This is a genomic window from Enterococcus sp. AZ196 (assembly GCF_050498845.1).
Taxonomy (GTDB): domain Bacteria; phylum Bacillota; class Bacilli; order Lactobacillales; family Enterococcaceae; genus Enterococcus_A; species Enterococcus_A murrayae.
In genome coordinates, this window is the sequence record NZ_JBIPAM010000001.1 from 1,209,381 (window position 1) to 1,232,683 (window position 23,303).

Here is a 23,303-nt window from a genome sequence, read left to right on the forward strand (position 1 = left end):
CTTTCTTAAAATCCGTCATCATAATCGTCGTCATCATCGAAGGTGGCAGATGCGCTCTGGCCTGCTGATTCAGCGACAGGTGCTGCCCCTTTGCCTTTTTGCGATTGAACGAAGATCAACGCAATCAAGATTCCAAAGATTGCATAAGTTACCATTGTAATTTCAAGTGATTTCAGTACAACACTCATGAAATAGGCCAAGAAGAAGAAAACCATATAATCCTTTCGACCAATGACATATACCGTTGTTGCGATACCGATGGCTGCTAAACCACCACCAACTACTTCAAGAATATGAATAACTACGGTTCCTTCTAAAGCATTGATCACATCTGCAATAATAGGTGCGCCTAAATAAAGAGCAATAAATACTAATGGTACAAATAGAACAAAGGAAGCGATCGTTGGATATAAGATAATTGAACGCTTGATTGCTTTCGCATTCAAATCTTCAACCGCCTTATCGGTATATTTCCCTAAGAATGTATTAATGAAAAAGCGGAATTGGTACAAATAACTCCCTAACAGTCCAACCGGTACAGCGACCGCAATTGCTGCTTCTGGCTTTAAATTACCTAATAAAGCTACTGGCACAGCAATCGCCGCAGCAATTGAAGGTTCTGCCGGCATGGAGCCCCCAGGTGAGAAAACACCCATATAAATCATTTGCAAAGCCGCTGTAACGATCATTGCTTGCGCAACATCTCCCATGACGATTCCGACGATCAAGCCTGTCATAAGAGGTGAGAATCGTAAAGTCAGCGTCGCGCCGCCTCCTAACCACCTTGACATTACCGCAGCGACCCATAAAGCAATCAACAGACTCTGCATTACACTTAAAGTATCCATAATTTCCTCCTCTTTTAACTCTTATTCATATAATTTTCTAACTCAAAAATCGATTTCTTCAACAAATCAGTCGTTATTGGCAACGGCAGCAGATGAACTTTTTCTTTCGAATCAATGAATGCGACGATTTGATCGATAACAGCTTCGTCTTTCGGAAAAAGCTTCATCTGTTTCAAGGACATTGGTAAGCCCAGTTCCTGATAAAATGGCAATAACAGGTCGATTTGTTCCCACTTCTTTTCAACCGCCAGCTGGTAGAAAATACCGTAGGCAACCTTTTCGCCATGCAGGAAAGCATGGCTTTCCAAAAGGTATTTGCTCATTCCATCATGCATGGCATGAGCGATTGCGTTTCTAGCGTACTTATCCCCTAAACCGCCAACTAGCCCTGCAACCGCGAAGACAATCTCGGATAGATGAATAAATTCTTCTGTCACTTTGCCTTCTTTCATGTCTTTGATTGCTTTCGCAGAGTTATTTAAAATGGCGGCTTTACAAAGCTCTGAGGTATAGCCGGCTAATTGTAAGAAAGGTTCATTTATCAAATGCTCTTGCTGCAAAATGGCGTCAGACTCATACCATTTCGCAATCGTATCTGCTAATCCGGCAACAAAGTAATTGATCGGCGCATCGATGATCAACTTAGGATCCGTAATGAAAAAGGCCGCTTGTCTTAGAAAGTGCTCCGTTTTCCCTTCTGATTCTCCGCTTTCCTTGTACATGACCGAAAGTGGTGTCCAAGGTGCACAATTGCTGGCAAGCGTGGGGATCACACCGAAATTCACATTTAAGCTATGAGCTGCATAGCCAACCAAATCCGTCAGCTTTCCGCCTCCAACACCAATAATGAAATTAATCTGATTCTCATTTACAACTTTCGCAATTCGTTCTGCACCGTAGTAGCTGCATTCACCAGTATATTGCAGGAAATGAAAACGATAATTCTCTTCAGCTAAAAAGCTCAGATAAGGTTTGGCTTTTTCAAATGAGACCTGACCATGAACGACCAGTACATTTTTTGCTGAAAATTCTTGCAATAGCTCAGGGACAAAGTCAATCGCACCAACATGATAGCGATAAAACTGAGGACCTGCTTTGACCTTTAAATCGGTTAACATTTTTGTCCTCCCTCTAGCTGACTAATTTGCTGACTGCTTGAACGGAGCGCTCAGGTACTTTACCAGCAACCACGTCTTCCACGTCTCGCAAACATTTCGCTCCCATCTCCTGTAAACATTCCATCGTATAAGCAGATGTGTGAGGAGTCATCACTACATTATTGAAAGCCAGATAAGGATGATCTTTTCGACCAGGCTCTTCTTCTAAAACATCTGTTGCCAGGCCTGCGATTTTACCGGTCTTTAAAGCGCTGACAATTGCTTCTTCATCAAGTAATGCGCCGCGAGCGCTATTTGAAAGATAAACATTATCCTTCATCTGCTTAATCTCATCAGTCGAGATCATATGATAGTTCTCTTCATTTAAGCTGGCGCAAAGACAGATGATGTCTGATTCCTTTAATAATTCTGGCAGATCGACTTTTTTTGCTCCATAGCTTTCAATATGCAGGGCTGATTTATAAGGATCGTACGCCAAAACATGACAGCGAAACCCATTCCTTAATGTTTCAACTACACAGCTGCCGGTATTTCCTACACCGATAACGCCAACTGTTTTGTTAAACAATGTCCGTCCAACAAAATTGGCACGATCCTCCCAGCTATCATTCTTCACACTCAAATCTGCTTCAACAGTTTTCCTTAAAAGTGCCAACAGATTGGTGATATTGTTCTCCGCCACTGCATCCCGTTCAACTAAAGCCGGGATGATCGAAACGAGCGTGTCATGCTTGCGCGCTGCCTCAATATCTATATTGTTGTAGCCAATCCCATGTCTTGTAATTAAAATAAGTTCATCTTTATGATCAAAAAATTCCTGAGTAAAAAATGGTGTGACACTTGCAATAATGATATTGTATCCAGCCAACAGCTCTGCCAACTCACGTCCAGCGATCTCTCCATCTACTGTAAATGAACGAACCTCGCCGATTTTTTCAAGTCGTTCCAGCTGGTCGTGAAAAATTTTGCCGAAACTACTTGAATTTACAATCGCAATTTTGTATTTTCCCATCACTAAAGCTCCTTTTTGTCTCGTTTGACTCTTCATGACTGACAAATCCACTTATACAACCACTTAATTAGCTATTCTTATTCGCCTCAGCTCCTTTTTTTCATCATTCCAATCGGTCTTCATATCAAACTGCCATATGGGAACCGATTTCTGATAACGCATTCAACTCTATGACTTCATTATACAAAAAAATATTTTTTTGTAAACATAAAAAATAAAAAATATTTTTGTTGATTTTTTTTTCGTTTACTAGTATCTTATGAGTACATACTACTGAATAAAGGAGGGATGCAGATGTCTAGCCCTATTCACTTACAAATAAAGTCATTATATAAAGACTTCAGTCCGAAAGAACAAGCGATTGCCGATTATATTTTAGAAAATCCGAGCAAAGTGAGTCACAGCTCCATTAGCGACCTTGCTGCTGAACTTGGGATTGCCGATTCTACTTTTTTCCAATTCACAAAAACATTGGGTTTTAATGGGTTTAAAGATTTTAAGATGGCCATGTTGAAGCAAGAAAATGATTTGTCCGCCATTACGATTCACGAAAATGTTCAAAAAGACGATTCTGAATTAGTAATGGCACAAAAAGTTTTTGATTCAAATATGACTACTTTGACTGATACCAAAAAACTGTTAAAGGAAGCAGATTTAAACAAAGCAGTGAGGATGATTTCTGAATCACGCCGGCTTTACTTTTTTGGTGTGGGCGGATCGGAAATCGTTGCAACAGATGCCTATCATAAATTCTTACGATCTCCAATACCTGTGGGTCACAGTACGGACTATCATCTTCAATTAATGGAGGCTTCTTTACTTACAGAAGAAGACTGCGCCATGTTTATCTCTCACTCAGGAAAATCCAAGGAAACCATTCATATTGCGGAAGCCGCTAAAAAAAATGGCGCAAAAGTAATTGTTGTGACTAGTCAGGCTAACTCACCTTTAGCCAAATTGGGGGATGTGGTGTTCATATCACTCTCTGAGGAAATCGAATTTCGTTCGGAGGCACTGGCTTCCCGGATTGCTCAATTAAGTATCATTGATTCTCTCTATGTGATTTTGATGTTCCACAATCGAAACAATGCTCAAAATACAATCTCGAAAGTTAGAGAAGTCATTCAAAGTCTTAAAGAGAATAAAACAGATTAAAAACATCCACTTATGATTGTTTGCGTTTGGCCAAACAAATCATAAGTGGATGTTTATTTTGTATTGAGAAAATCAACAACGATCACTATTTTTAAATGAATAACTAGCTTTGTCATACACTGCTTTATTCCGACAATTGCTTTTTCTTCTCACGAAAGCAAGTAGTCGCCTTAAGGAATTTTATAAATGAGAGACAGCCCTGGATCATTGGTCCTAATAGAAAAATGGCAAATAGTGTGCCAACTCCAAAGGTACTGCCTAGTAAAATACCGAAAGCAACAATAACTAAGTCTAATAGTACTCTGCCCTTTTGCAAAGATATCTTAAAAAGTTCGCAAATACAAAACATCATACCTTCTAACGGGCCCGAGCCTAATCCTCCGCTTAAATAAATTGCCGTTCCCAGCGCCATAATACAAAACCCCGAGAATGAAGCATAACTATTATTTTGAAAAAAAGCGATTGATTGAATAACTGAAGCAGTTTGATTGATCGTTTCACCTACTAATAACGTATTGATAATACTGCCGATCCCCAGCATCCTTCGTTTATATAAAAAAGTAAGCAGCAAAAATAGTAAGCTGAGCAGCTGACTCCAGCGTCCAAAGGAAATCGTTGAATAGTTCATCAGTCCTAAAATCAAGGTGCTGACTGAATCAAAGCCTCGATTTGCGCTCACAATTATTTCGATCCCTATTCCCATTAAAATCGTCCCGACAATGACCCAGGATATACGAAGAAAAAAGTTTTTACTCATCGGCATCTACCAGCGCTTTTAATCGTAATATGAATTCGTCATAATCTTCACTCATACTCAGCTGCTTTGTATGGATCGGCTCTGAAACAATCTCAATAAATTTTTCAAAAAAGTCATTGAACTCATTGGCTTCTTTTTTGTTGATGGCAATATAGGCAATCAGCTTGATTGTGTGATCCGCCCAAACCAGCGGTTCTTGCAATGTCATGATTGCAACACCGCTTTTTGCAGCCTCTAGCTCCACCGAATGAGGTACCGCGATCCCAGAAGGAAAACTTGTCGGAGACATTCGCTCGCGTTTTTCTACTTTTTCGAAAAATTGATCGTCTACGAACCCTTCATTTACCATTTGCTGATTGATTTGTTTGCGGATTTCGATCGGCTTTAAACCAGCGGGATCAATTTGATTAAAATATAGATTAGGCAAAATAAATTTTTCGATAGCCTGATACATGCGCCGTTTTTCACGCTGTGATTTTAGCGAATGGATTCGTTTCTCAATTTTCTTGATATCCTTACTGGTTAAAAATGGATGGATAAAAACGGACCCAGCATATTCCGAAGCTGTCTCGCGATCTGTGGTCAACAGTAAATCGTAATCGGCAGTTGCTGATTGCCACTTTTCCGTAACGAAAACAGTTAAATTTTCTCCGAAGCGTTCTTCGATCTGTTTGCTCAAATTTCTGGCAATATTATGATAATCATTCACGATCAGCTGGATTGTCACTTGATTGCGAAAATGCTTCTGTGTTTCAAGAAAAGCCCCAATATGTAAAGCAATGAAGGAAATTTCATCATCATTGAACCAAATATCCAGACGATCTTGGATCAAGGAAGAGATGTACACCGCTAAATCATAGGTTAACGGATAAGCTGTTTTTAAATCCAACAGGCTGCTATTACGGGTGAAGGTTTCATAGTGTGAACGATAATACAGGCTCTGCAAATGAATCGCCAGTTTATTGAAAAATTCCTCATCGTGCAGCTCGACCAAATAGGTTCGCTCTACCTCTGCTAAAACATCCTGTAAAGCTGTGATGATTTTTTGATCTACAAAGCTGGATAGCTGCTGATTGTTTTGCTTCGTCAAGGTTTCATTTTGCATCCCGATAAATAATAAGGACAATTGCTCTAACTCCGCTTGAGAAAAATGAATATCATATTGTTGCGCCAGCTTATCGCTGATTTCTTCAGCAATTAAAAATTCCGGTTCTCCTTGTTTATTTGCCCCGCTCTTCTTCAAGCTATGTCCCTGGCGAATGCGCTCGATACTGATGGCAAAGTGCAGGACGATATTATTCAATGAGTATTGATTGATTTGAATGGCGTGTTCAGTCAGGACCTCTTGGATCGTTTGCTGCAGTTTTTCCAATGAGATATAGCCGATCATTTGCTGGATACTTGCTTTTAGTTTTTCCTGAAGATCACTCTCGTTATATAAAAGTGAAATAAGATAGCGCCGTTTCGCCCTCTCTGGACCAGTTAGTTTGATATAATCCTGTTCAAAAACAATTTGAATCGCATCATTAGTGATTTCTTTTTTTAATTGCTGGATATCATTTTTCAGCGTTGATTCAGAGATAAAAAGCTTTTCAGCCAGCTCATAAAAATCTACACCCTCGGAAGAGTGCTTCAACAGCTCCAAGAAAATCCGAGATTTGCGATCCTCTGTGCCATTCAGTTGTACTTTTATTTCTGCATTCAGTTGATAGCCTAAATGGCTGGTCAAAATGAGTTCCGGATTTTTCTGATTGATCCTGGCAACCCGATTTCGGATCGTGCGGGTCGTACAATTACTAAACTCAGCCAATTCATCCGAGGTAATCCATCGCGCCTTCTTATCCAAGTATGCAATCAGCTCTTTTTCTTTTTTCGTCAGCACATTTACACCTCCACAGCTTACTCATTCTAAGAGAAATACTTTCTAAATCCTTATCGATTTACTTACGATGAACTGACAAAGAAAAGTTGATCAAGAAGATCAACTTTTCAATTGATTATAAAACTTCACCGTTTGTAGCAATCACCTGCTTATACCACTCAAAGCTGTCTTTTTTGATACGTTGACCTGATCCTTTTCCTTCATTGTCTAAATCAACATAAATGAAGCCATAACGTTTCTCCATTTGCGCAGAGGAGCAACTGATGATATCGATCGGGCCCCAAGCGCAATAAGCAATGACCTCCACGCCATCATACATAGCCTGCTTCATTTGAGCGATGTGTTCAGAAAGATACGAAATCCGGTAGTCGTCATGGACTTGTCCATCCTCTAATTTGTCATACATCCCGAAACCATTTTCTGCGATGATGATCGCCTTGTGATAGCGATCCCAGTATTGCGACAACGAATTGTACAGTCCCTGCGGATCAACGGCCCAGCCCCATGGATTGGCTTTTAAGTTAGGGTTTGGCGTGACAGACGATGGACTCATGGTATTTTTTGAAGCATCTACCATTTGGGAGTAGTAATAAGAAAGAGCCAAATAGTCCATCGGATGATCCTTCAGCAATTGCTTATCCTCAGGTGTAATTTCTAAATGGATGCCATTCTCGGAAAAATAATTCAACGCATATTGCGGATACTCTCCTTGAAATTGAACATCTGTGTAGAAATATTGCATACGGTTCCGCCGTAAAGCCAAATTCACATCAGCTGGATCACAGGAATAGGGATAGGCCGTACAATCAGCCATCATTGTCCCAATCAACAGATCAGGATTAATTTCTTTAGCATGTGCGGCCAATTGGGCACTAGCCACAAACTGATGATGAACCGCTTGGAAGCTTGCTTCCTCATAATTGTCTACAGTATCATAAGGAATCGCCGTAGAATTGAAGGGCTCAAACTGAATCAAATTGACCTGATTGATCACAATCCAGTATTTTACCTTGGCTTGGTAACGCTCTAAGACAACTTTTCCGTATTTAACAAATAGATCGATCACCTGTCGATTGTTCCATCCACCATATTTCAATGTAATTTCTACAGGTGTTTCATAATGCAAGATCGTAATAATCGGCTCCATGCCCAGCTCGATAATTTTATCGATCAAGCGATCATAATAAGCTAAGCCTTCTTCATTCGGCTCCTCTTCATCGCCAGTAGGAAAAATACGCGTCCAATCAATTGATGTCCGAAAGGTTTTAAAGCCCATTTGACTTAATAGCTCCAAGTCTGACTCATACGTATGGTAGAAGTCAATCCCATGGCGTTTCGGATAATAGCCATCTGCATCCGCCAAGTTCGCTTTAACATCAGCTAAAGACATGCCTTTATGCTGTTCCTCTGCAATTTCTGCGTTGCTCTTGTCTGGATAATATTTGTGCAAATCAGCTAGACTGATCCCTTTTCCAGCAACTTTATAAGCACCTTCGGCCTGATTAGCCGCAATCGCTCCTCCCCACAAAAAATCCTTAGGCATTTGATAATTCTTCAATGAAATTCCTCCTTGTGTATTCGTACTGACAAGCATCCATTTGTCCTTGTCTGATTATTTTTTACTAAAGGCTTCGAATAAACGAATGAGATGTTCTCCAATTAAAATTTCGCTTTGGGCAGTCATCAGTGTATCTTGCGCGTGGCAAAACAATGTTGAATAACGAATTTGCTCACCGGAGGCTTCCAACTGCAAAGTGTCTGTTTGGAGTCCATGTGCGATCACGACCTCTTTGCGGGCTTCTTTGATTTCTTTTGCTGCTTTTTCAAAATCCATAGCTTCTAAGCTTTCCAACGAATGGACCAAATGATCACGTGCACTGCCGGCATGAACTAAAATGTTCATTGACAGTTGATTTAATTGATCGTTGTCCTCTATATATTTTGTCTCTTCCATAAGCGACCTCCTGCTACTTCTCATATATACTTTTTTAATGAACGGCTTCTGCTTGAGCCTCATCTAACGCGTCCTGAGCTTCTTGTTTTACTAAAGAATTGTCGTATGCTTTGAAAAACGGTAAGAATACGAGCCAAGTGATCACAAAAATCAAAGCGCAAACAACAATCGCTCGCCAATCCTGTGTTGCCAAATAAGATGTAAACGGATAAGGCATATACCATAGTAAGAACGTACTAGATGGAACATTAACCAATCCCAATGACATCGTCACATAAGCGATCGTCGGCACAATAATACTATTGATCCACATCGGCACCATTAAATATGGATTGAAGGCAATCGGTGCCCCGAAAACTAGCGGCTCATTAATATTAAAGATCGACGGAATAATTACAGCTTTGCCGATTGCTTTTAACTGGGCAGATTTGCTTAATAACAGCATCATCACGGATAAGGCTAAGGTGGTGCCAATCCCGCCCATTGAAGAAAAAGCATAACAGGTTTCTTGTGTCGCGATATTCATAGCTTGTCCGCCATTCGCTACCGCTTCAGCATTAGCTGCTAAGCCTGACATATACACTGGATAAACGACTGGCATCATTACCCATCCGGAAATCCCGAAAGTATACAAGAATACTGGGATGAAGACAGATAGAACAAAACCAGGATACGATTGTACAATGCTTGCTAAGGGACTGAAAACGATCAAAACAACATCAAAGAAATCAATCTTAAATTGAAAGGTAATCAGCCAGCCAACAAGCAGGACAAAAGTAATCGGCAGCAAACTATTGAACCAGCCAACCACAAAGTCTGGGATAGGTGTATCTTCATCAAAAAAAGAATACTTCACCGCAAAATTCATCACGAAACCAACAAATAGACCTGTGATCATGGATAGGAACATCCCTGTAGCTCCGAATCGTGAAAGAATAAACACTGCTTCACCATCAGCCGTCATCGTTGGGAATAACAACATCATGAACAATACCAATGAAGCCGCTCCTGAAATCAATTTTTGACCGCCATATCCCTTTTTCTCCATCAAATAATAAGGAATCAAAAAGGCTACCACTAACGCATACATACCAAATGAAAAGTTGCTGATCATAGAAAAATCAGGCATGCTGCTAAAAATATTTTTTAATAACGAAACAACTGTCACTAGCGAACCTACGAAAACCAACGGTAAAGCCACCATGATTGAATCCTGAATAGCGGATATCCAAGGATTTTTCACTACTTTATTTACTTTGGGTGCAAAGGAATTCGTCATAAAACTCATAATCTTATCCATCAGTTAATCCTCCATCTTTAAAATCAAGTCCAGCGCTTTCTCCCCATTCAATGTTCCATAAACAGCCTGAGGGATCACTGCCGCTTTGACATTTTTATCCTTCGTTTGCTCCTGAAGATCATTCAACATGTAGGATAAATGGGGGCCGATCAGCAAGTAATCGATTTCATTAATACGATCATCCAGCTGCGACTCACTTGCGGCTTTGACCGTCACCTCTACTTTTCTTTTCTTCGCTGCTTTTCTGATCGCCGCTGCCATAAATCCACTGGAGGCACCTGATCCACAAATTAATAAAATATTTTTCATTTTCTTCACCACTTTCATTTATTTACAAGTTCATTATAGGAAACCTCGAGTAAGCTTCACAAACTTACTTTTTTCCTAGAGGTGGGAAAATCAGCTAGGCTCTCTGATAGCGCACAAAAAAGGATTGTACCGTAATCTGATACAATCCTTTTTAAAATAGTAGCGGGCCTTCAGCTAGTCTTCTAAATACGCATCAGCCCACATCCTCTCGTCAACAGAATGGTCTTTGAGGCAGTAATTGTTGAACAGCTTGCTTGGCTAACAATAATGGATCACGTCCTATCAATTGAATCTGTCTACCTTGAGAATCCATGTTCTCTGCTAAAAATGCATAAAACACCCAATTTTCTCCCTCTCTTTTGGCAAAAGCACCAATGGGAATGTCGCAATTTCCATTCATTTGACGAAGATAGAAACGCTCAGCGAGCGCTGCCATATGAGTTTCCTCATCGGTTATTTTTGATAACAGCTCAAAAAGCTCCTGATCTTCCTTTCGGCATTCAACACCTAAAATGCCCTGTCCGATTGCAGGGACACAGATTTCTGGTGTTAAGATCTGATAATCGGGCAGACGATCAAAGTAATCCATTCGCTCTAATCCAGCACATGCTAAAACTGTGCCGTCCATGTTTTCTTTTACCATCTTATCTAGACGCGTCTCAATTTTCCCACGGATAGGCACAAACCTCATATGAGAATAATACATTTCCAATTGCTTCGCTCTGCGAATACTGCTCGTCCCGATCACAAGCTCGTCTTTTGAATACAAATCAGCAGCATCCTTTAAAATTAAACAATCCCAGGGCAGCGCACGTTTAGGTGTAGCAGCCAAAATAAGATCAGCAGGAAGATTGGCAGGCATATCCTTTAAGCTATGTACAGCAAAATCAATATTTTTTTGCTGCAGCTGATATTCTACTTCCTTAACAAAGACACCTTTTCCTCCAATTTGAGTCAAAGGTACCTGCTGCAGCCGATCTCCTTTTGTAGAAAGTCCAACAACCTCAATGACTAATTGCGGACAGAGTTCCTTTAACAATTTTACAACGATTTGTGTTTGTCTTAAGGCCAAGGGGCTTTTTCTTGTCCCTACTTTCAGTTGTCTCATAGTATTCCTCGATCTATTATTTTTCCTCCACTATTATAGGCGAAGACTTCTGATTTTCCAATCCTTCAAATTTTTCTTTATTCCAACCTTGAAGGCCAAGAAATACATCCCCGCTAAAATGCCTCCATCGCCGACAATAGGCCTTATCTCAAACTAATCAGCATTCCGCTCCAAAAGTTCTTCAACTAATCGTACCCCGACCTTACCCTTTTCAGTTACCACTAAACTTCCTTTCAGGATCGCCGTTTCGGTTTCTATTTGGTTCGTATCATCACAACAAGGGAATCTTCTAATTATTAAAAAAAGCCAGCAACCTTACGTCGCTGACTTCAAAAGATTCATTATTTTCTCTTTTAATTTTTTTGTTTGTGTTGGGGACTTTCCCTGCGTAGTGATGGCAATCTCAAAATCCTGTTCCTTAATGACCGCCATGTTAAAGAAATTGCTTCTTGCCTGATTTGTCGTGTCGTTGACAAGCTGCTCTGGGGTCGTTTCTTGGAGAATCAATTGGTTGATGCTCTCGTCATTTGTACAAATAAAGATAAAATGAAACTTACTTGTATCTCCTTTTTGGAAGCCGCGCTGGATGACAACAACCTGCTTATTTTCTGCCAATGCTTTTAGCTCCTCCGTGATGATAGGAGCTATGATCGTTGGAACAGCACCCGATTCAACCAGGTTCTTCGCTTTTCTGGTCGCGATTTTTCCGCCGCCAACAATCAACACAGCAAATTCTTTAATATCGATTAAAACTGGATACATGGGATCTCCTCTATTCGCTCGATAATAGCTGAAACCAGAGCTTCACTATCCTGCATCGTCGGAAGCAAGACATCTCGCACTTCTCTTTGCTCTCTGATTTCATTTTTTATTTTCTTAGACAAATACTCTTCTGTAAGAAATAGCCGCTGAATAATCATTGGCTCACTATGCCTTTTTAGTACGGATTGATACGAATGATCACCATAATAGTTGGAAGGATAGACTCTTCGCTTTACTTTTCTTTCGACTTTTTTAGCGATCTGCTCCAATTGTTGAAATGGTTCTGGAGAACGCGGTGTGCCGTGTGCAACCAACAATACCTCGGCTCTGGAGTCCTCCACAGAATGAATTTGTTGAACCAAGAAATCCTCAACAGCATCTGTCGTACCCAAGGTAGGCAAAATGTGATATGGAACTTGCTTCTCAATTGCTTTTTCGGCTCGTTCCGGCAGATCCTCCTTTGCATGTGTTGCTGGAAAAAGCAAAACAGGCAAGAAAACTATTTCTGTCACCTGCTGGTTCAGCAACGACTGAATCGCCTCTTCTAATGTTTGCTGCATCCCTTCCAATAGCCCTAGTTCATAAGGATTCTGGAGATGTTCGGCAGCTTTTTCAACCACTGAAACATTCGCTGAAGATAACTTATTTTTACGACCATGTAAAACAAAAATGATTCCAACCATGTCACTTCTCCTTCCTATCCAGTCTTTCTCCAGTTACAAGGGAAGCTATTTATTGGATTCTAAAGTTTAGAACCCATTAAGGAGCTCGCTGTCAATTGCTTGGGGCATGTTCCTTCATATTCATCAAGCCAAACCCTTATAATTTTCATTTAGTCCTGTTAATCGTTCACGGATTCACTATTATCATACCAAAGTCTTTGTAATAACCCTATAAGTAAATAGGGATTCAATTGAGAAGATTAGTGTTACTTAAAGATGTTTCCTTACCTACTTTTGTTTTAATCATTGTTACTACAGTCTTTTTCAATATGGTGACCGTTTTTCAAGTTAGCTGACTTCTCATGTTCCAAGCAATCAAAAAAGCGTAACGAATTCAAATCATTTCGTTACGCTTTTAGTTTAGATTGTTGCTAGGTATTCAGAAAATTTATTTAGGCCAGCGATCAGCTCTTCCGTGCTGCAGCCATAGCCGATCCGCACACAGGATTCAAATCCAAAACAATCGCCTGGGGTAAATAGCAATCCATGATTATTGATCAAATCAAGGCAAAGCTCTCGACTTGAACGATCAAAGTCATAGTAAAGCAAAGTGACGGTTCCCGCCTGGGGTTTTACGTATGAAATATGCGGCTCCTTCGCCACCCATTCATCTAGGATTTTTAAATTCTTACGAACAATCCTTTGACTTCTTGCTAGAAGCTTGTCCTTATTAGTCAAAGCAATGGCTGCTAGTTCTTCATCCAGCATCCCACAGCTGATAGTATTGTGGTCTCGATGCAGCAGGCACTGCTCTAAGGCGGTTTTATCTTTTGTCGCGATCCAGCCTAAGCGCAGACCAGCCAGCGACCAAACCTTTGACATGCTGCTGACACTGATTCCTTTGTCATATAAATCAACGATCGATGGACTATCTGTCTCATCCTGAGTCAAGCCGCGATACGTTTCATCAGAAAGTATATACGCACCTGCTTTTTCAGCGATATTAATAATTTCCTCCAACATTTTCTGATCCATCAACGAGCCGGAAGGATTGTTGGGATTATTGATAATAATTAACTTCGTTTTCGACGTAACCAGCTTTCTTAATTCTGCTACATCAGGCAAGAAATTATTTTCAGGTGACAAAATATGCTCCTTGACCGTTGCTTGAAATGATGCAGGGATTGAATAGAGCTGCTGATAGGTCGGCAAAACTGCCACTACTTCATCCTCAGGTTCAACCAATGAATAGAGAACTAAATGATTGGCTCCGATTGCTCCATGAGTCGTTGTGATCTCCTCTTCGTTGATCGTTTGATAAAGCGAAGCGATCCCCTTTTTGAAGCGCGGATTGCCAAATATATGACCATAAGTCAGACGCTTCTGGGCTAATTCGTTTAACGTTTTAGTCTTATCTAGTTCAGCAATCTCAAACAGCTCATCCATACTGATCGAGTCAACACAGGTTTCGCCGGTATTGTAAATCGCCTTATCCTCATGTTCATTCATCCATAATTCCACTTTAAACGGTTCTATCTTCATTTGATCGCTCCTTTTTCCAACAATCGATGAAAAGCTTATCATCAAATTTTTATCTTCTTATTATAGAGGATAAACTTCATTGTAGCTAGAAGGGATTCCATTTTTTTTTAATAAAACAAGCAGCGTCAATACTGGTTAACTCGATGAATGAGTGACCGAGCGGAGTACTTCAAAAAAGTCAGTGTAGCTGCTTTCGACTAGTCGCTCGATCTCTAATGTAGGATCAACAAAATTTTTAATATGGACACAGGAGAGTCCGGCATTAACCGCAGACAGGATGCCGTTTGGCGAATCTTCATAAACTAGGATTTGATCAGCTGGATGACAGGCGATGTCGATCGCTTTATGATAAATTTCTGGATCGGGTTTTCCTTTACTCACCTGATCTCCGTAAACACCAAAAGAAAAATAGGAAGCCAGGCTCGTATTTTCCAGAATCCTTTCTGCTTCTTTTTTATAGCTGGATGTCACAATTCCACAGATAACTTCCTTACCTGCCAAATAATCCAAATACTCGCAACACCCTTCAGTTACTGGAAAAACTGCATTCTTTTGTGCCCGCTTTCGTCGATCCATAAACTCCTCAAATAATTGATCAAACATTGGAATCTCACCAAAATGAGTTTGAAACAGTGTTTTCAAAACTGACGTTGGGGAGCCGACAACGCTTTGATAAAAATCTTTTTCTAAACAATCCCCTTCTCGAGCCATTAATTCCCTCCAAATAGAGAAGTAGTAACGCTCAGAATCAATCAGTGTTCCATCTAAATCGAATAGTACAACTTTCATTTTACCCTCCCTAACCAAAGAGCACCGAGCCTTTGCTCGATGCCACTTTTTACTCTAGATTTGCGTGACGGTAATCCATATCCGACTGCTTCTGTTTTAATTCCTTTTTCAAATCAACGATTATTGAATCGTAGACTAGCCAGGACAATTGTTCAAAGGACGAACCATTTGGCTGGATTGACGGCGCTTTTTCAGTTGCCTTATCACCTGTTGAAATACCTGGAATTTGAATCAAAGCATCTGCCATTGTCCCAATCGGATTCTTCGGATGAATCGTGATCGTCGCCAAGCGTGCTTTTTCACTCTTGGCTTTTTTCGCCATATTGACTAATCCTTCAGTACGGCCCGAACCAGATCCGATAATGATCAAATCATTTTCACGAATGGAGGGCGTTGTAGGTTCACCGACAAAATAAACGGTGAAACCTAAATGCATCAAACGATTAGAAAATGCCCGAGCCGCGAAGCCAGAGCGTCCCGCACCGGCAATGAAGATACGTTTCGCCTTTAAAATCAATTCATGTATTTGTTTCAGCTGTTCTTGATCAATCTGTTGAGCATCTTCGGTCAATTCTGCTAAGATTGCCAACAAGTTTGTAGATGGTGTCATCTTTTGCTTCCCCCCTCTACGCCTTGGCAAGCATCGCTTCTTTAATTAAGCGTGCCTCTTCTACTGGATCCGGCGCGTGAGTGATGCTGCTGCCGACAATGATAATATCTGGGTTCAGCTCAACATATTTATCGATTGTTTTACTGCTGATTCCGCCAGCCACCGCAATTTTCGTCTTTTTCGCACAAGCGGTCATCACCTTCAAATCATCCAATGGTGTTCGGCCACACGCCTGTTGATCTGCACCAGTATGAACGGCTAACACATCCACTCCCAATTCTTCCATTTCAGCAACCTTTTCTTCGAGGTTTGCCACACAGATCATATCAACAACCACTTGCTTTTTAAAATCAGTCCCAGCTTTCACACACTGTTTGATTGTCGCCACATCCGTTACGCCTAAAACCGTCACATATTCTGCTCCTGCTTCAAAACCTAATTGCGATTCATAATAACCGCCGTCCATTATTTTTTCATCCGATAGTATCTCTTTGTTCGGAAATTTTTCTTTGAAGCGCCTAACAGCCTCCATTCCAGAATCAATCACAAATGGTGTCCCGATTTCAATAATATCAACATGTTCTTGGACCTTTTCCGCAAAGTTTAGTGCTTCTTCCAATTTTAATTCATCCAATGCTAGTTGTAATTTCATTTTTAATTCATCCTATCCTTTAGTAGTTTTTCAACCCAATTGCTTGACCTTCTGCTTCCATCAATTCTGTAATCTCTTCATCCAAATCAACGATCGATAATGATATCCCGCCCATATCTAGCGAAGTAACAAAATTGCCAACAAAAACCTTCTCTACCTGATGTCCTTTTTCTTTCAGTGTTTCCAAGACTTGACCGCAAATCACATACTGTTCCATCAACATGGTCGAACCAAGTCCGGAGATCATGACTGCCAATTTCTTTTGCGCTGCCTAATGTTTTTTTCTCGATTCCTGTTTCACCATGATGACCGATTCCAAACTCCATTGTTCCATCAGCAATCAGGAAATTCGGGTTTCCTACTGCTGGAATCGTACATGGTTTGACGCCCATGCAAATACTTCTGGTGCGATCCACAACCTTTTTCGCAACTTCAATAACTTCATCTAATGTACCGCCTGCTGCAGCTTTTGCTCCGCCAACCTTCCACATAAAATAACCACCGGCGATTCCGTGACGTTTTTCACGAGTTTCTTTAGGTGAAGACGCAATATCGTCTGTTGCTACCACATATTTCACTTCAATATCTTCATCTTCTGCCATTTGGATCGCCATCTTAACGTTCATTGTATCTCCTGCATAATTTCCGAAAAGACAAGCTACACCTCGCCCGCTGTCTGCCTCGATCATCGCATCTAAAAAAGCTTGTGCAGGTGGCGAAGCAAAAACCTCCCCAATTGCCACTGCATCGAGCATTCCTTGTCCAACATATCCTAGAAATGCCGGTTCATGCCCACTACCGCCGCCAGTGATGACACCGACCTTTTCCTTTTTTTCTTTGAGAGTGACTACTCGATCATTCAAAGTTGAAAGCACAACTTCAGGATGAGCTGCAGCATATCCCTTCAGCATGTCCTCCACGATAAAATCTGGATCATTCACAAAAATTTGCATTAATTTTATTCCTCCACCAGGTCATTTATTGTATTTATGAACGCCTCAATAATCAGGTAACAAGAAGTTGCCCCAGCATCTTGATGACCGATTGAACGATCCCCGATGCGGCTTGCTCGTCCAATCTTCGCTGGAATCTCTTTTGTTGCCTCAAGCCCTGCTTTTGCGGCGGTTAGTGATTGAATTAAACAAACATCGAATGGGGCATCATCAATAAAATATTTTTCGTAGGTTTGGACTGTCGGTACTAATACATCGATCAGACTCTTATCTCCCACCTTTGCGTCTGTTAAGTCAGAAAGATTTAGGTAAGCCTTCTGCAACATTTTCATTACGATTTCGCTTGTGATTATCTCGTTTTTCCTTGCCGCACTGCTTAACCCTTGAAAGAAGCTGCCGTATAAAGGGCCCATTGATCCGCCGATTTTAGTGACCAACACCTGGCTGATCACCTTGAAGCCATCACTCATAGTGTATTCAGTCATATTGTCCAATTCTTGGCGAGCGAAAGTAAACCCTTTGTTCATATTGATTCCATGATCACCATCACCGCCATGACTGTCGACTTCACATAAATATTGTTTATTCGTTTGAATCGTCTCGATGACTGCATCGACAATACGGCTTGCTTCTTGATTTGAAAATTCTGTCCTCATGTTGGCCTACCCCTTTATTTCCAAAAATCGTTGATAGTTTTCCTTGATCTCTCGATGCATTCGATTTTCTAACGGTATTTTAGTGAAATGCACGATTGCTTCATCGATTCCATGTTCTGCTACATAGGCCAATAGTTCGACCGATTGCTCATCCTCTGGGTTATCAAATAGGAAGGCCGCTGCTATTCCTTCTAACAGTCGATTATTTTTCAGCTCTAACTCTTCACATTGGACACAAGGACCGACTAAACGTTCCTCCGGCTGCAGCTTCCGAATCGGTGAGCGAGAGACTCGCGTGATCATATCCTTGATTCCTGGTGTTTGATAACGATCCATGATGAAATCAATATAGTCTGCCATATCTTGTTCGGTAAATCCGTACTTTTCCATTAATAGTTGTGCTGATTCCCACATCGTTTCACGAATCTGCTGCACTAAGTCCTCAATATGGAAGACATCTTGGATAATAGAGTAGCCATGAACAAAGCCAATATAACCAGCCCAAGCATGTCCGCAATTCACGACATAAAGCTTTCGCTCAATGTATTTTTGTAGATTTGTTGTATAGACAGCATCTTTGATCGGTTTGTCTTCAGGATCTACCAGCTTCGATTCTTCGATCACTAATTCATGATCACGGCCGATATCGATCGTCTTTTTACCATCATGCTCTGAAGCTAATACCATGCGATCAACTGCTGTATTAGGAAATGCAGCGATGCTGTCCAGCCATTCACTCGCCGATGAATCAAGAGCAAGGATCGCCTTACGCAAAATCTCGCTGTTAAACATCGCGTTCTCACAGGCTAAAATGTTCACTCGTTCCCTTCCGCTTTCAGCCCGCTTCTTCAAACCTGCCAAAAGAACCGGCGCAATCTTCGGCAAATTTTCAGCCCATACTGCTGTGGTAATCACATCTGTCGTACTGATTGTTTCAACAATCTCCGTTTGATCATCAAGCGAAGACAAAGCATGGATCTGTGTTAATTGCTTCTTCTTGTAATCCTCATTGATCAAATATAAATCGAAGGTTTTCGTTTCATTGATTTGCTTGACTAACTCGCTGTCAATATCAACGATCGTTACCTCATAATCGGATTCATGTAGTAAATCAGCGATAAAACCGATCCCGATACTTCCTCCACCAAAGTGTAATGCCTGTTTCATTAAACGACGACCTCCTCAAAAATTTTAAGAATCTCTGCTTTTGATGTTGCTTGACGTAAAATCTCCACATTCTCCATTTCAGAACAAATAGTTGCTATCTGTCCTAAAATCTCCAAATGTTCGTTGTTCTTCCCGGCAATTCCAAATACTAAGTAAGCTGTGTTGCCATCAAAATCAACACCTTCTGGCACTTGCAGCAATGAAATTCCAGATGAGTGGATTTTTTCTACCGACTTTACAATTCCATGAGGAATGGCAATATTGTTGCCGATGTAAGTAGAGACTTCTTCTTCTCTTTCCAGCATATCTTGGATATAGCTTTCTTCGACATAGCCGTTTTCAACTAGAATTGCTCCAGCTGCTAAAATCGCTTCATTCTTGTCTGCATAACTCTGATTCAACTGTATGTTCTCATTCTTAAAAATTTTCATTTCCTCATCTCGCAATCTATACAATTTCATTCATTTTTACTAAATATGTTTTCAACTCACCCGCGGATTTGATTTTGGTCAACTCGTAGACATGATCGAAGAAAAGCTCCTTGACTTGTCTATAAAACTTCTGACTGAGTTCAGAAGCATCTTCTGAAGTATCGACCACTATTAGATAGTAATTTCCCAGCTGGTTTGAGCTCTCTGAAATCAGCTGAATGCGATCAGCTGCTATTGTCGTGTTTCTTCGAATAATGAAGAGGACCGTTTGATTCTGCTGCACAGTCGTTTGAATACTATTTGTCAATTTTGCTTCATCCACTTCCAAAAATACGGCTAATTGTTTTATCGCGTCTCTTTTTTTCTTAACCTTTTTGGTGAAGACTTCTCTTTCACTGAATCGACATTCTTTCATCAGCTCTAGTATTTTTTGGGCGTAGAACATCTTTTTTGTTAAGTGTTTTTCAAACTCTTCGACAGTCATTCGCTTCTGCCGCTGGATCGTCTTTAGATCGGAATACTTATGGTTGTTAATTTTAGTTTGTACCAAAGCCAATTCTTGTTCGTTTAACAAAGGAGAGACTTTTAAGTATTCTTCTGGCGCTAAAGGTAAAGGAATCGTAGATAAAACCAGTTCGTAATCATGCACATTTTTATTATGCAGATCAGTTAATGAAATAATATCCTTTACATAAACCTCTGGTACTTCATATTCCAGACGACTGGTGAGCATTTTTGATGAGCCCATACCGCTGGAGCAAACAATCAATACTCGAAAAGCCTTATTCGACAATTTGTCGATCATCATCACAAAATATAGAACCAAAAAGCACAATTCATCTTCTGGGAAAAAGTCTTTGCCAAACACTTCCGTCGCTGCTTTACTGACAATTTCAAAAATGAATAGGTAATTCTTTTTAATTTCATCCTTCATAGGATTTCTTACAAATAGACCACTATTAATTCGTGTGACAGCCTTTCTTAAATGGGCAGATAAGTCGCGAATTTGCCGTTCATTCCCCTGCAGCTTCACGCCCAGCTGTGCTTCAACGTTATTAACCATCTCCTTCACAGAAATCGCACTATCGTTTTCAAAGCGCGGAAGGTCAAACGCATTTGATGGATCCTGTTGGAAATACAAATGGATGATCCATTTTAAATAATCCAGAAATGATTCAGGATGACTTTTTTCAGCTAAAATCGTTTTTTGTTTCTCAATCATCCGATGATATAATTTGAATCCTGTCGGGTTTAATTCGATGGCAATCGTGTCGATCGTATTATTTGGCAACACCGTCAGGTTGCAAACATCCAGCCACAATGACAGTAAAATTACCAACTCTTGCAGGTCATTATCGTCAATATCCACCTTTAGCTGACCAAGCAAATCATAAACAAAATGGAGCGGTTCTTTGATTTTTTGAAAACAAATCTTTTTGTAAAATGAATCCTTTGAATGCTTTAGTAAAAACCATGCGATAAATTCCGATGAAGCCACGTGTTTCGTCAAGACGTCTAAAATTAGAATATGGCGATTGATCATATCTGTCTCTAGCTTGATGCCTTCACCTTTTTTAGAAATCACTCGAATCCCTTTTTCAAGCAGATTATCCGTTAGAAAGGCGACATCTTTTTTGATTGTTGAAAGAGAGACTAATAATTCTGCAGCAATCGCCTGCATCTTGATATAGTCCTCTTCCAACAACAAAATCAGTGTGATTAAATCGACTCGTTCCGTTACAGAAAGAATTGGATGAATATTTTGTTTTTGAAATGCTTGCTTCAACGCAGTTAAATTTTCCGACTTTCCCTGTATCTCGAAACCTTCAGCAGGAATGGAAACCAACTCCAAGTGAAAGGTTTTCAGTGTCGTCTTAATATTCTTTAATTCTCTATATACAGTCCGTTCATTAATATTCAACCGGTCACTGATATCTTGTACCGTATGCTTATTTCTACTATTTAACAAAATCGTTAAGATAGAGCTTTCTCTGGTAGATAAATACATTTAGATTCCTCCCCATCATTAGTAGAATTCATCATACTACACTAGAATGAAAGCGGATACACCTTATTTACCATTATTTTCTTTGATGAACTTGATGAATCGATCGTACTCACTGTTGTCCAAGAAATTCTTGATTGTCAATATGGGCACTTGTTTTCCCTTAGATAAACCTTTTACTCTTTCCAATAAAATCTCATTTGTAATAATTAGATCAGCATCCTCAGGAATATTGTCGACGGAAACGTTCTTGACTGTTACCTCTAACATGTTTTTTCGAGCTTTTGTATTTAACATTGACGCCCCCATGGCACTAGAGCCCATTCCAGCATCACAGGCGATGATTACATTTTTAATCAATTTACCTGCTGGCATAATAGCCGCTTCTTCATTTATTTCTGGAACTGCTGTTTCAAATCCCTCTGCAGAAGGGATTCCGGCTGGTTCAACCGCCAATGCCGCTTCTTCTGCTGCCAAGTCCTTTTTTAAACTCAATTTCAAGAAAAAAGCTCCTACTGCAAAGGAAACCAAGACTGCCGAAGCATACATCGCGATATTTACAACGAAGTTTCCACGAGGTGTCATCATTAATAACGCTAAGAAACTACCCGGTGAGACCGCGCCAACAGTTCCCCCGCCAAAGAGTTGTCCAATGGCCAGTGCTGTCATATTCCCTGCGATTGGACCTAAAATAGTAATCAGTTTGATCATGGCATAAGGAAATGCTACTTCTCCGATACCACCTAAGAATTGAATCAGCATTGATGCTGGTGCTGATTTTTTTGCCATACCTGTTCCAAACATTGAAAAAGCGATCAATAAGCCAACCCAAGCGCCACCGTTTGCCTCAACTAAGAATAATAGCGATTTTCCTGTTTCCAATACTTGCTGCGTTCCTAGTGGAATCATAATTCCGTGATTTACAGCATTATTTAAGAATAGAACCTGTGCTGGTTGGACAAAGATACTAGTCAACGGAATCAAATTCCGTGCCATCAACCAGTCGACACCACCTGAAATAAACGATAGAATAACTGCAAAAATCGGTTCAACTGCTACAAAACCAACCAAAGCTATCGCAAAACCAAGAAAGCCTAGTGAGAAGTTATCCACTAACATTTCAAGTCCTGGTTTGACTTTTCCCTTAAACAGTTCATCGATTTTTTTCATTAATATTGCGCCGATCGGACCCATAATCATACCGCCGATCAACATCGTGATATCTGCTCCAACTACTACCCCCATAGTTGCCAAAGCACCGATCGCACCACCGCGCTTTCCATAAACATTGTACCCGCCCGTATATCCTATCAATACAGGTAATAAATAATTCAAAATCGGTGGAACCAGTTCATTTAAATGTTTATTTGGTGTCCATCCAGTCGGGATGAAAAATGCTGCCATCAAACCCCAAGCAATGAATACACCTATATTCGGCATAACCATTGAGCTTAAAAATCCACCCATACGTTGAATTTTCGCTCGCCAGCTGTTTGCATTTGCAGGTTGCTGAAACTCCATTTTCTTTTCCTCCTTGAGAATATTCATTTTTCGAAGGCGCCTTCTGACATTAATTATAGGGGGCGTTATCTCGAAAAGCTATCGCTTGAAAGGACACCTTTGTCAGTCAG

22 protein-coding genes and 1 pseudogene are annotated in these 23,303 nt (G+C 40.4%); 1 reads left to right on the forward strand and 22 read right to left on the reverse strand.

All coding sequences use genetic code 11. The features are described from left to right. Positions 1-5: 5 nt before the first annotated feature. From IGI67_RS05965 to IGI67_RS05975, 3 genes are read right to left on the reverse strand one after another with little or no spacing between them, the layout of a single operon-like run. Positions 6-848, reverse strand: coding sequence for a PTS mannose/fructose/sorbose/N-acetylgalactosamine transporter subunit IIC (locus tag IGI67_RS05965; protein WP_429957091.1), 843 nt, complete (start codon positions 846-848; stop codon positions 6-8). A gap of 14 nt (positions 849-862) precedes the next feature. Continuing rightward, on the reverse strand, positions 863-1,966 hold the full coding sequence (locus IGI67_RS05970) for an iron-containing alcohol dehydrogenase family protein (RefSeq protein ID WP_207107051.1): 1,104 nt from the start codon (positions 1,964-1,966) through the stop codon (positions 863-865). A gap of 13 nt (positions 1,967-1,979) precedes the next feature. Further along, positions 1,980-2,978, reverse strand: a complete 999-nt coding sequence (locus IGI67_RS05975; protein WP_429957092.1) for a D-isomer specific 2-hydroxyacid dehydrogenase family protein — start codon at positions 2,976-2,978, stop codon at positions 1,980-1,982. Positions 2,979-3,272: 294 nt separating this feature from the next. Between IGI67_RS05975 and IGI67_RS05980 the strand changes: the two genes are divergently transcribed. After that, on the forward strand, positions 3,273-4,133 hold the full coding sequence (locus IGI67_RS05980) for a MurR/RpiR family transcriptional regulator (protein ID WP_429957093.1): 861 nt from the start codon (positions 3,273-3,275) through the stop codon (positions 4,131-4,133). Between the two features lie 124 nt (positions 4,134-4,257). On the opposite strand, the gene IGI67_RS05985 is transcribed toward IGI67_RS05980, so the two are convergent. The 19 genes and pseudogenes from IGI67_RS05985 to IGI67_RS06075 all read right to left on the reverse strand — a co-directional run bounded on the left by IGI67_RS05985 (position 4,258) and on the right by IGI67_RS06075 (position 23,193). After that, complete coding sequence (locus IGI67_RS05985; protein WP_429957094.1) at positions 4,258-4,890, reverse strand: YczE/YyaS/YitT family protein; 633 nt, start codon at positions 4,888-4,890, stop codon at positions 4,258-4,260. Further along, on the reverse strand, positions 4,883-6,772 hold the full coding sequence (locus tag IGI67_RS05990; protein WP_429957095.1) for a BglG family transcription antiterminator: 1,890 nt from the start codon (positions 6,770-6,772) through the stop codon (positions 4,883-4,885). Before IGI67_RS05990 ends, IGI67_RS05985 begins: the two co-directional genes overlap by 8 nt. A 115-nt stretch (positions 6,773-6,887) precedes the next feature. After that, positions 6,888-8,330: a glycoside hydrolase family 1 protein gene (locus tag IGI67_RS05995; RefSeq protein WP_429957096.1), complete on the reverse strand. Its 1,443-nt coding sequence runs from the start codon at positions 8,328-8,330 to the stop codon at positions 6,888-6,890. Between the two features lie 54 nt (positions 8,331-8,384). Further along, positions 8,385-8,726, reverse strand: coding sequence for a PTS lactose/cellobiose transporter subunit IIA (locus tag IGI67_RS06000; RefSeq protein ID WP_207107057.1), 342 nt, complete (start codon positions 8,724-8,726; stop codon positions 8,385-8,387). A gap of 34 nt (positions 8,727-8,760) precedes the next feature. Next, positions 8,761-10,026 (reverse strand): PTS sugar transporter subunit IIC, encoded by a 1,266-nt coding sequence (locus tag IGI67_RS06005; protein WP_429957097.1) that lies wholly within the window; start codon positions 10,024-10,026, stop codon positions 8,761-8,763. A gap of 3 nt (positions 10,027-10,029) precedes the next feature. Continuing rightward, on the reverse strand, positions 10,030-10,335 hold the full coding sequence (locus IGI67_RS06010) for a PTS sugar transporter subunit IIB (protein ID WP_207107058.1): 306 nt from the start codon (positions 10,333-10,335) through the stop codon (positions 10,030-10,032). 211 nt (positions 10,336-10,546) lie between these two features. Continuing rightward, entirely contained in the window at positions 10,547-11,443 is an 897-nt protein-coding gene (gene hemC / locus IGI67_RS06015; RefSeq protein ID WP_429957098.1) for a hydroxymethylbilane synthase, read from the reverse strand. Between the two features lie 315 nt (positions 11,444-11,758). Continuing rightward, positions 11,759-12,205: a precorrin-2 dehydrogenase/sirohydrochlorin ferrochelatase family protein gene (locus IGI67_RS06020; protein ID WP_207107060.1), complete on the reverse strand. Its 447-nt coding sequence runs from the start codon at positions 12,203-12,205 to the stop codon at positions 11,759-11,761. Then, entirely contained in the window at positions 12,190-12,888 is a 699-nt protein-coding gene (locus IGI67_RS06025) for a sirohydrochlorin chelatase (RefSeq protein WP_429957099.1), read from the reverse strand. Before IGI67_RS06025 ends, IGI67_RS06020 begins: the two co-directional genes overlap by 16 nt. Positions 12,889-13,287: 399 nt before the next feature. After that, positions 13,288-14,409, reverse strand: a complete 1,122-nt coding sequence (locus IGI67_RS06030; protein ID WP_429957100.1) for an aminotransferase — start codon at positions 14,407-14,409, stop codon at positions 13,288-13,290. 135 nt (positions 14,410-14,544) lie between these two features. Then, positions 14,545-15,198 (reverse strand): HAD family hydrolase, encoded by a 654-nt coding sequence (locus IGI67_RS06035; protein WP_429957101.1) that lies wholly within the window; start codon positions 15,196-15,198, stop codon positions 14,545-14,547. Positions 15,199-15,247: 49 nt separating this feature from the next. Further along, positions 15,248-15,808 carry a 6-phospho-3-hexuloisomerase gene (gene hxlB / locus IGI67_RS06040; protein ID WP_429957102.1) on the reverse strand — a complete coding sequence of 187 codons (561 nt, stop codon included), beginning with the start codon at positions 15,806-15,808 and terminating at the stop codon, positions 15,248-15,250. A gap of 16 nt (positions 15,809-15,824) precedes the next feature. Next, positions 15,825-16,460 carry a 3-hexulose-6-phosphate synthase gene (gene hxlA, locus IGI67_RS06045; RefSeq protein ID WP_429957103.1) on the reverse strand — a complete coding sequence of 212 codons (636 nt, stop codon included), beginning with the start codon at positions 16,458-16,460 and terminating at the stop codon, positions 15,825-15,827. A gap of 19 nt (positions 16,461-16,479) precedes the next feature. Then, positions 16,480-17,413, reverse strand: a pseudogene (locus IGI67_RS06050) (dihydroxyacetone kinase subunit DhaK). Between the two features lie 5 nt (positions 17,414-17,418). Next, complete coding sequence (gene dhaL, locus IGI67_RS06055; protein WP_429957104.1) at positions 17,419-18,069, reverse strand: dihydroxyacetone kinase subunit DhaL; 651 nt, start codon at positions 18,067-18,069, stop codon at positions 17,419-17,421. Between the two features lie 6 nt (positions 18,070-18,075). Further along, positions 18,076-19,236 (reverse strand): mannitol dehydrogenase, encoded by a 1,161-nt coding sequence (locus IGI67_RS06060; protein WP_429957105.1) that lies wholly within the window; start codon positions 19,234-19,236, stop codon positions 18,076-18,078. Then, positions 19,236-19,667 carry a PTS sugar transporter subunit IIA gene (locus tag IGI67_RS06065; RefSeq protein WP_429957106.1) on the reverse strand — a complete coding sequence of 144 codons (432 nt, stop codon included), beginning with the start codon at positions 19,665-19,667 and terminating at the stop codon, positions 19,236-19,238. The genes IGI67_RS06060 and IGI67_RS06065 overlap by 1 nt, the downstream gene beginning before the upstream one ends. A 16-nt stretch (positions 19,668-19,683) precedes the next feature. Then, a complete protein-coding gene (locus tag IGI67_RS06070) occupies positions 19,684-21,675 on the reverse strand; it encodes a BglG family transcription antiterminator (RefSeq protein WP_429957107.1) in 1,992 nt (663 codons plus the stop codon). Positions 21,676-21,738: 63 nt separating this feature from the next. Beyond that, a complete protein-coding gene (locus IGI67_RS06075; RefSeq protein ID WP_429957108.1) occupies positions 21,739-23,193 on the reverse strand; it encodes a PTS transporter subunit EIIC in 1,455 nt (484 codons plus the stop codon). Positions 23,194-23,303 lie beyond the last annotated feature (110 nt).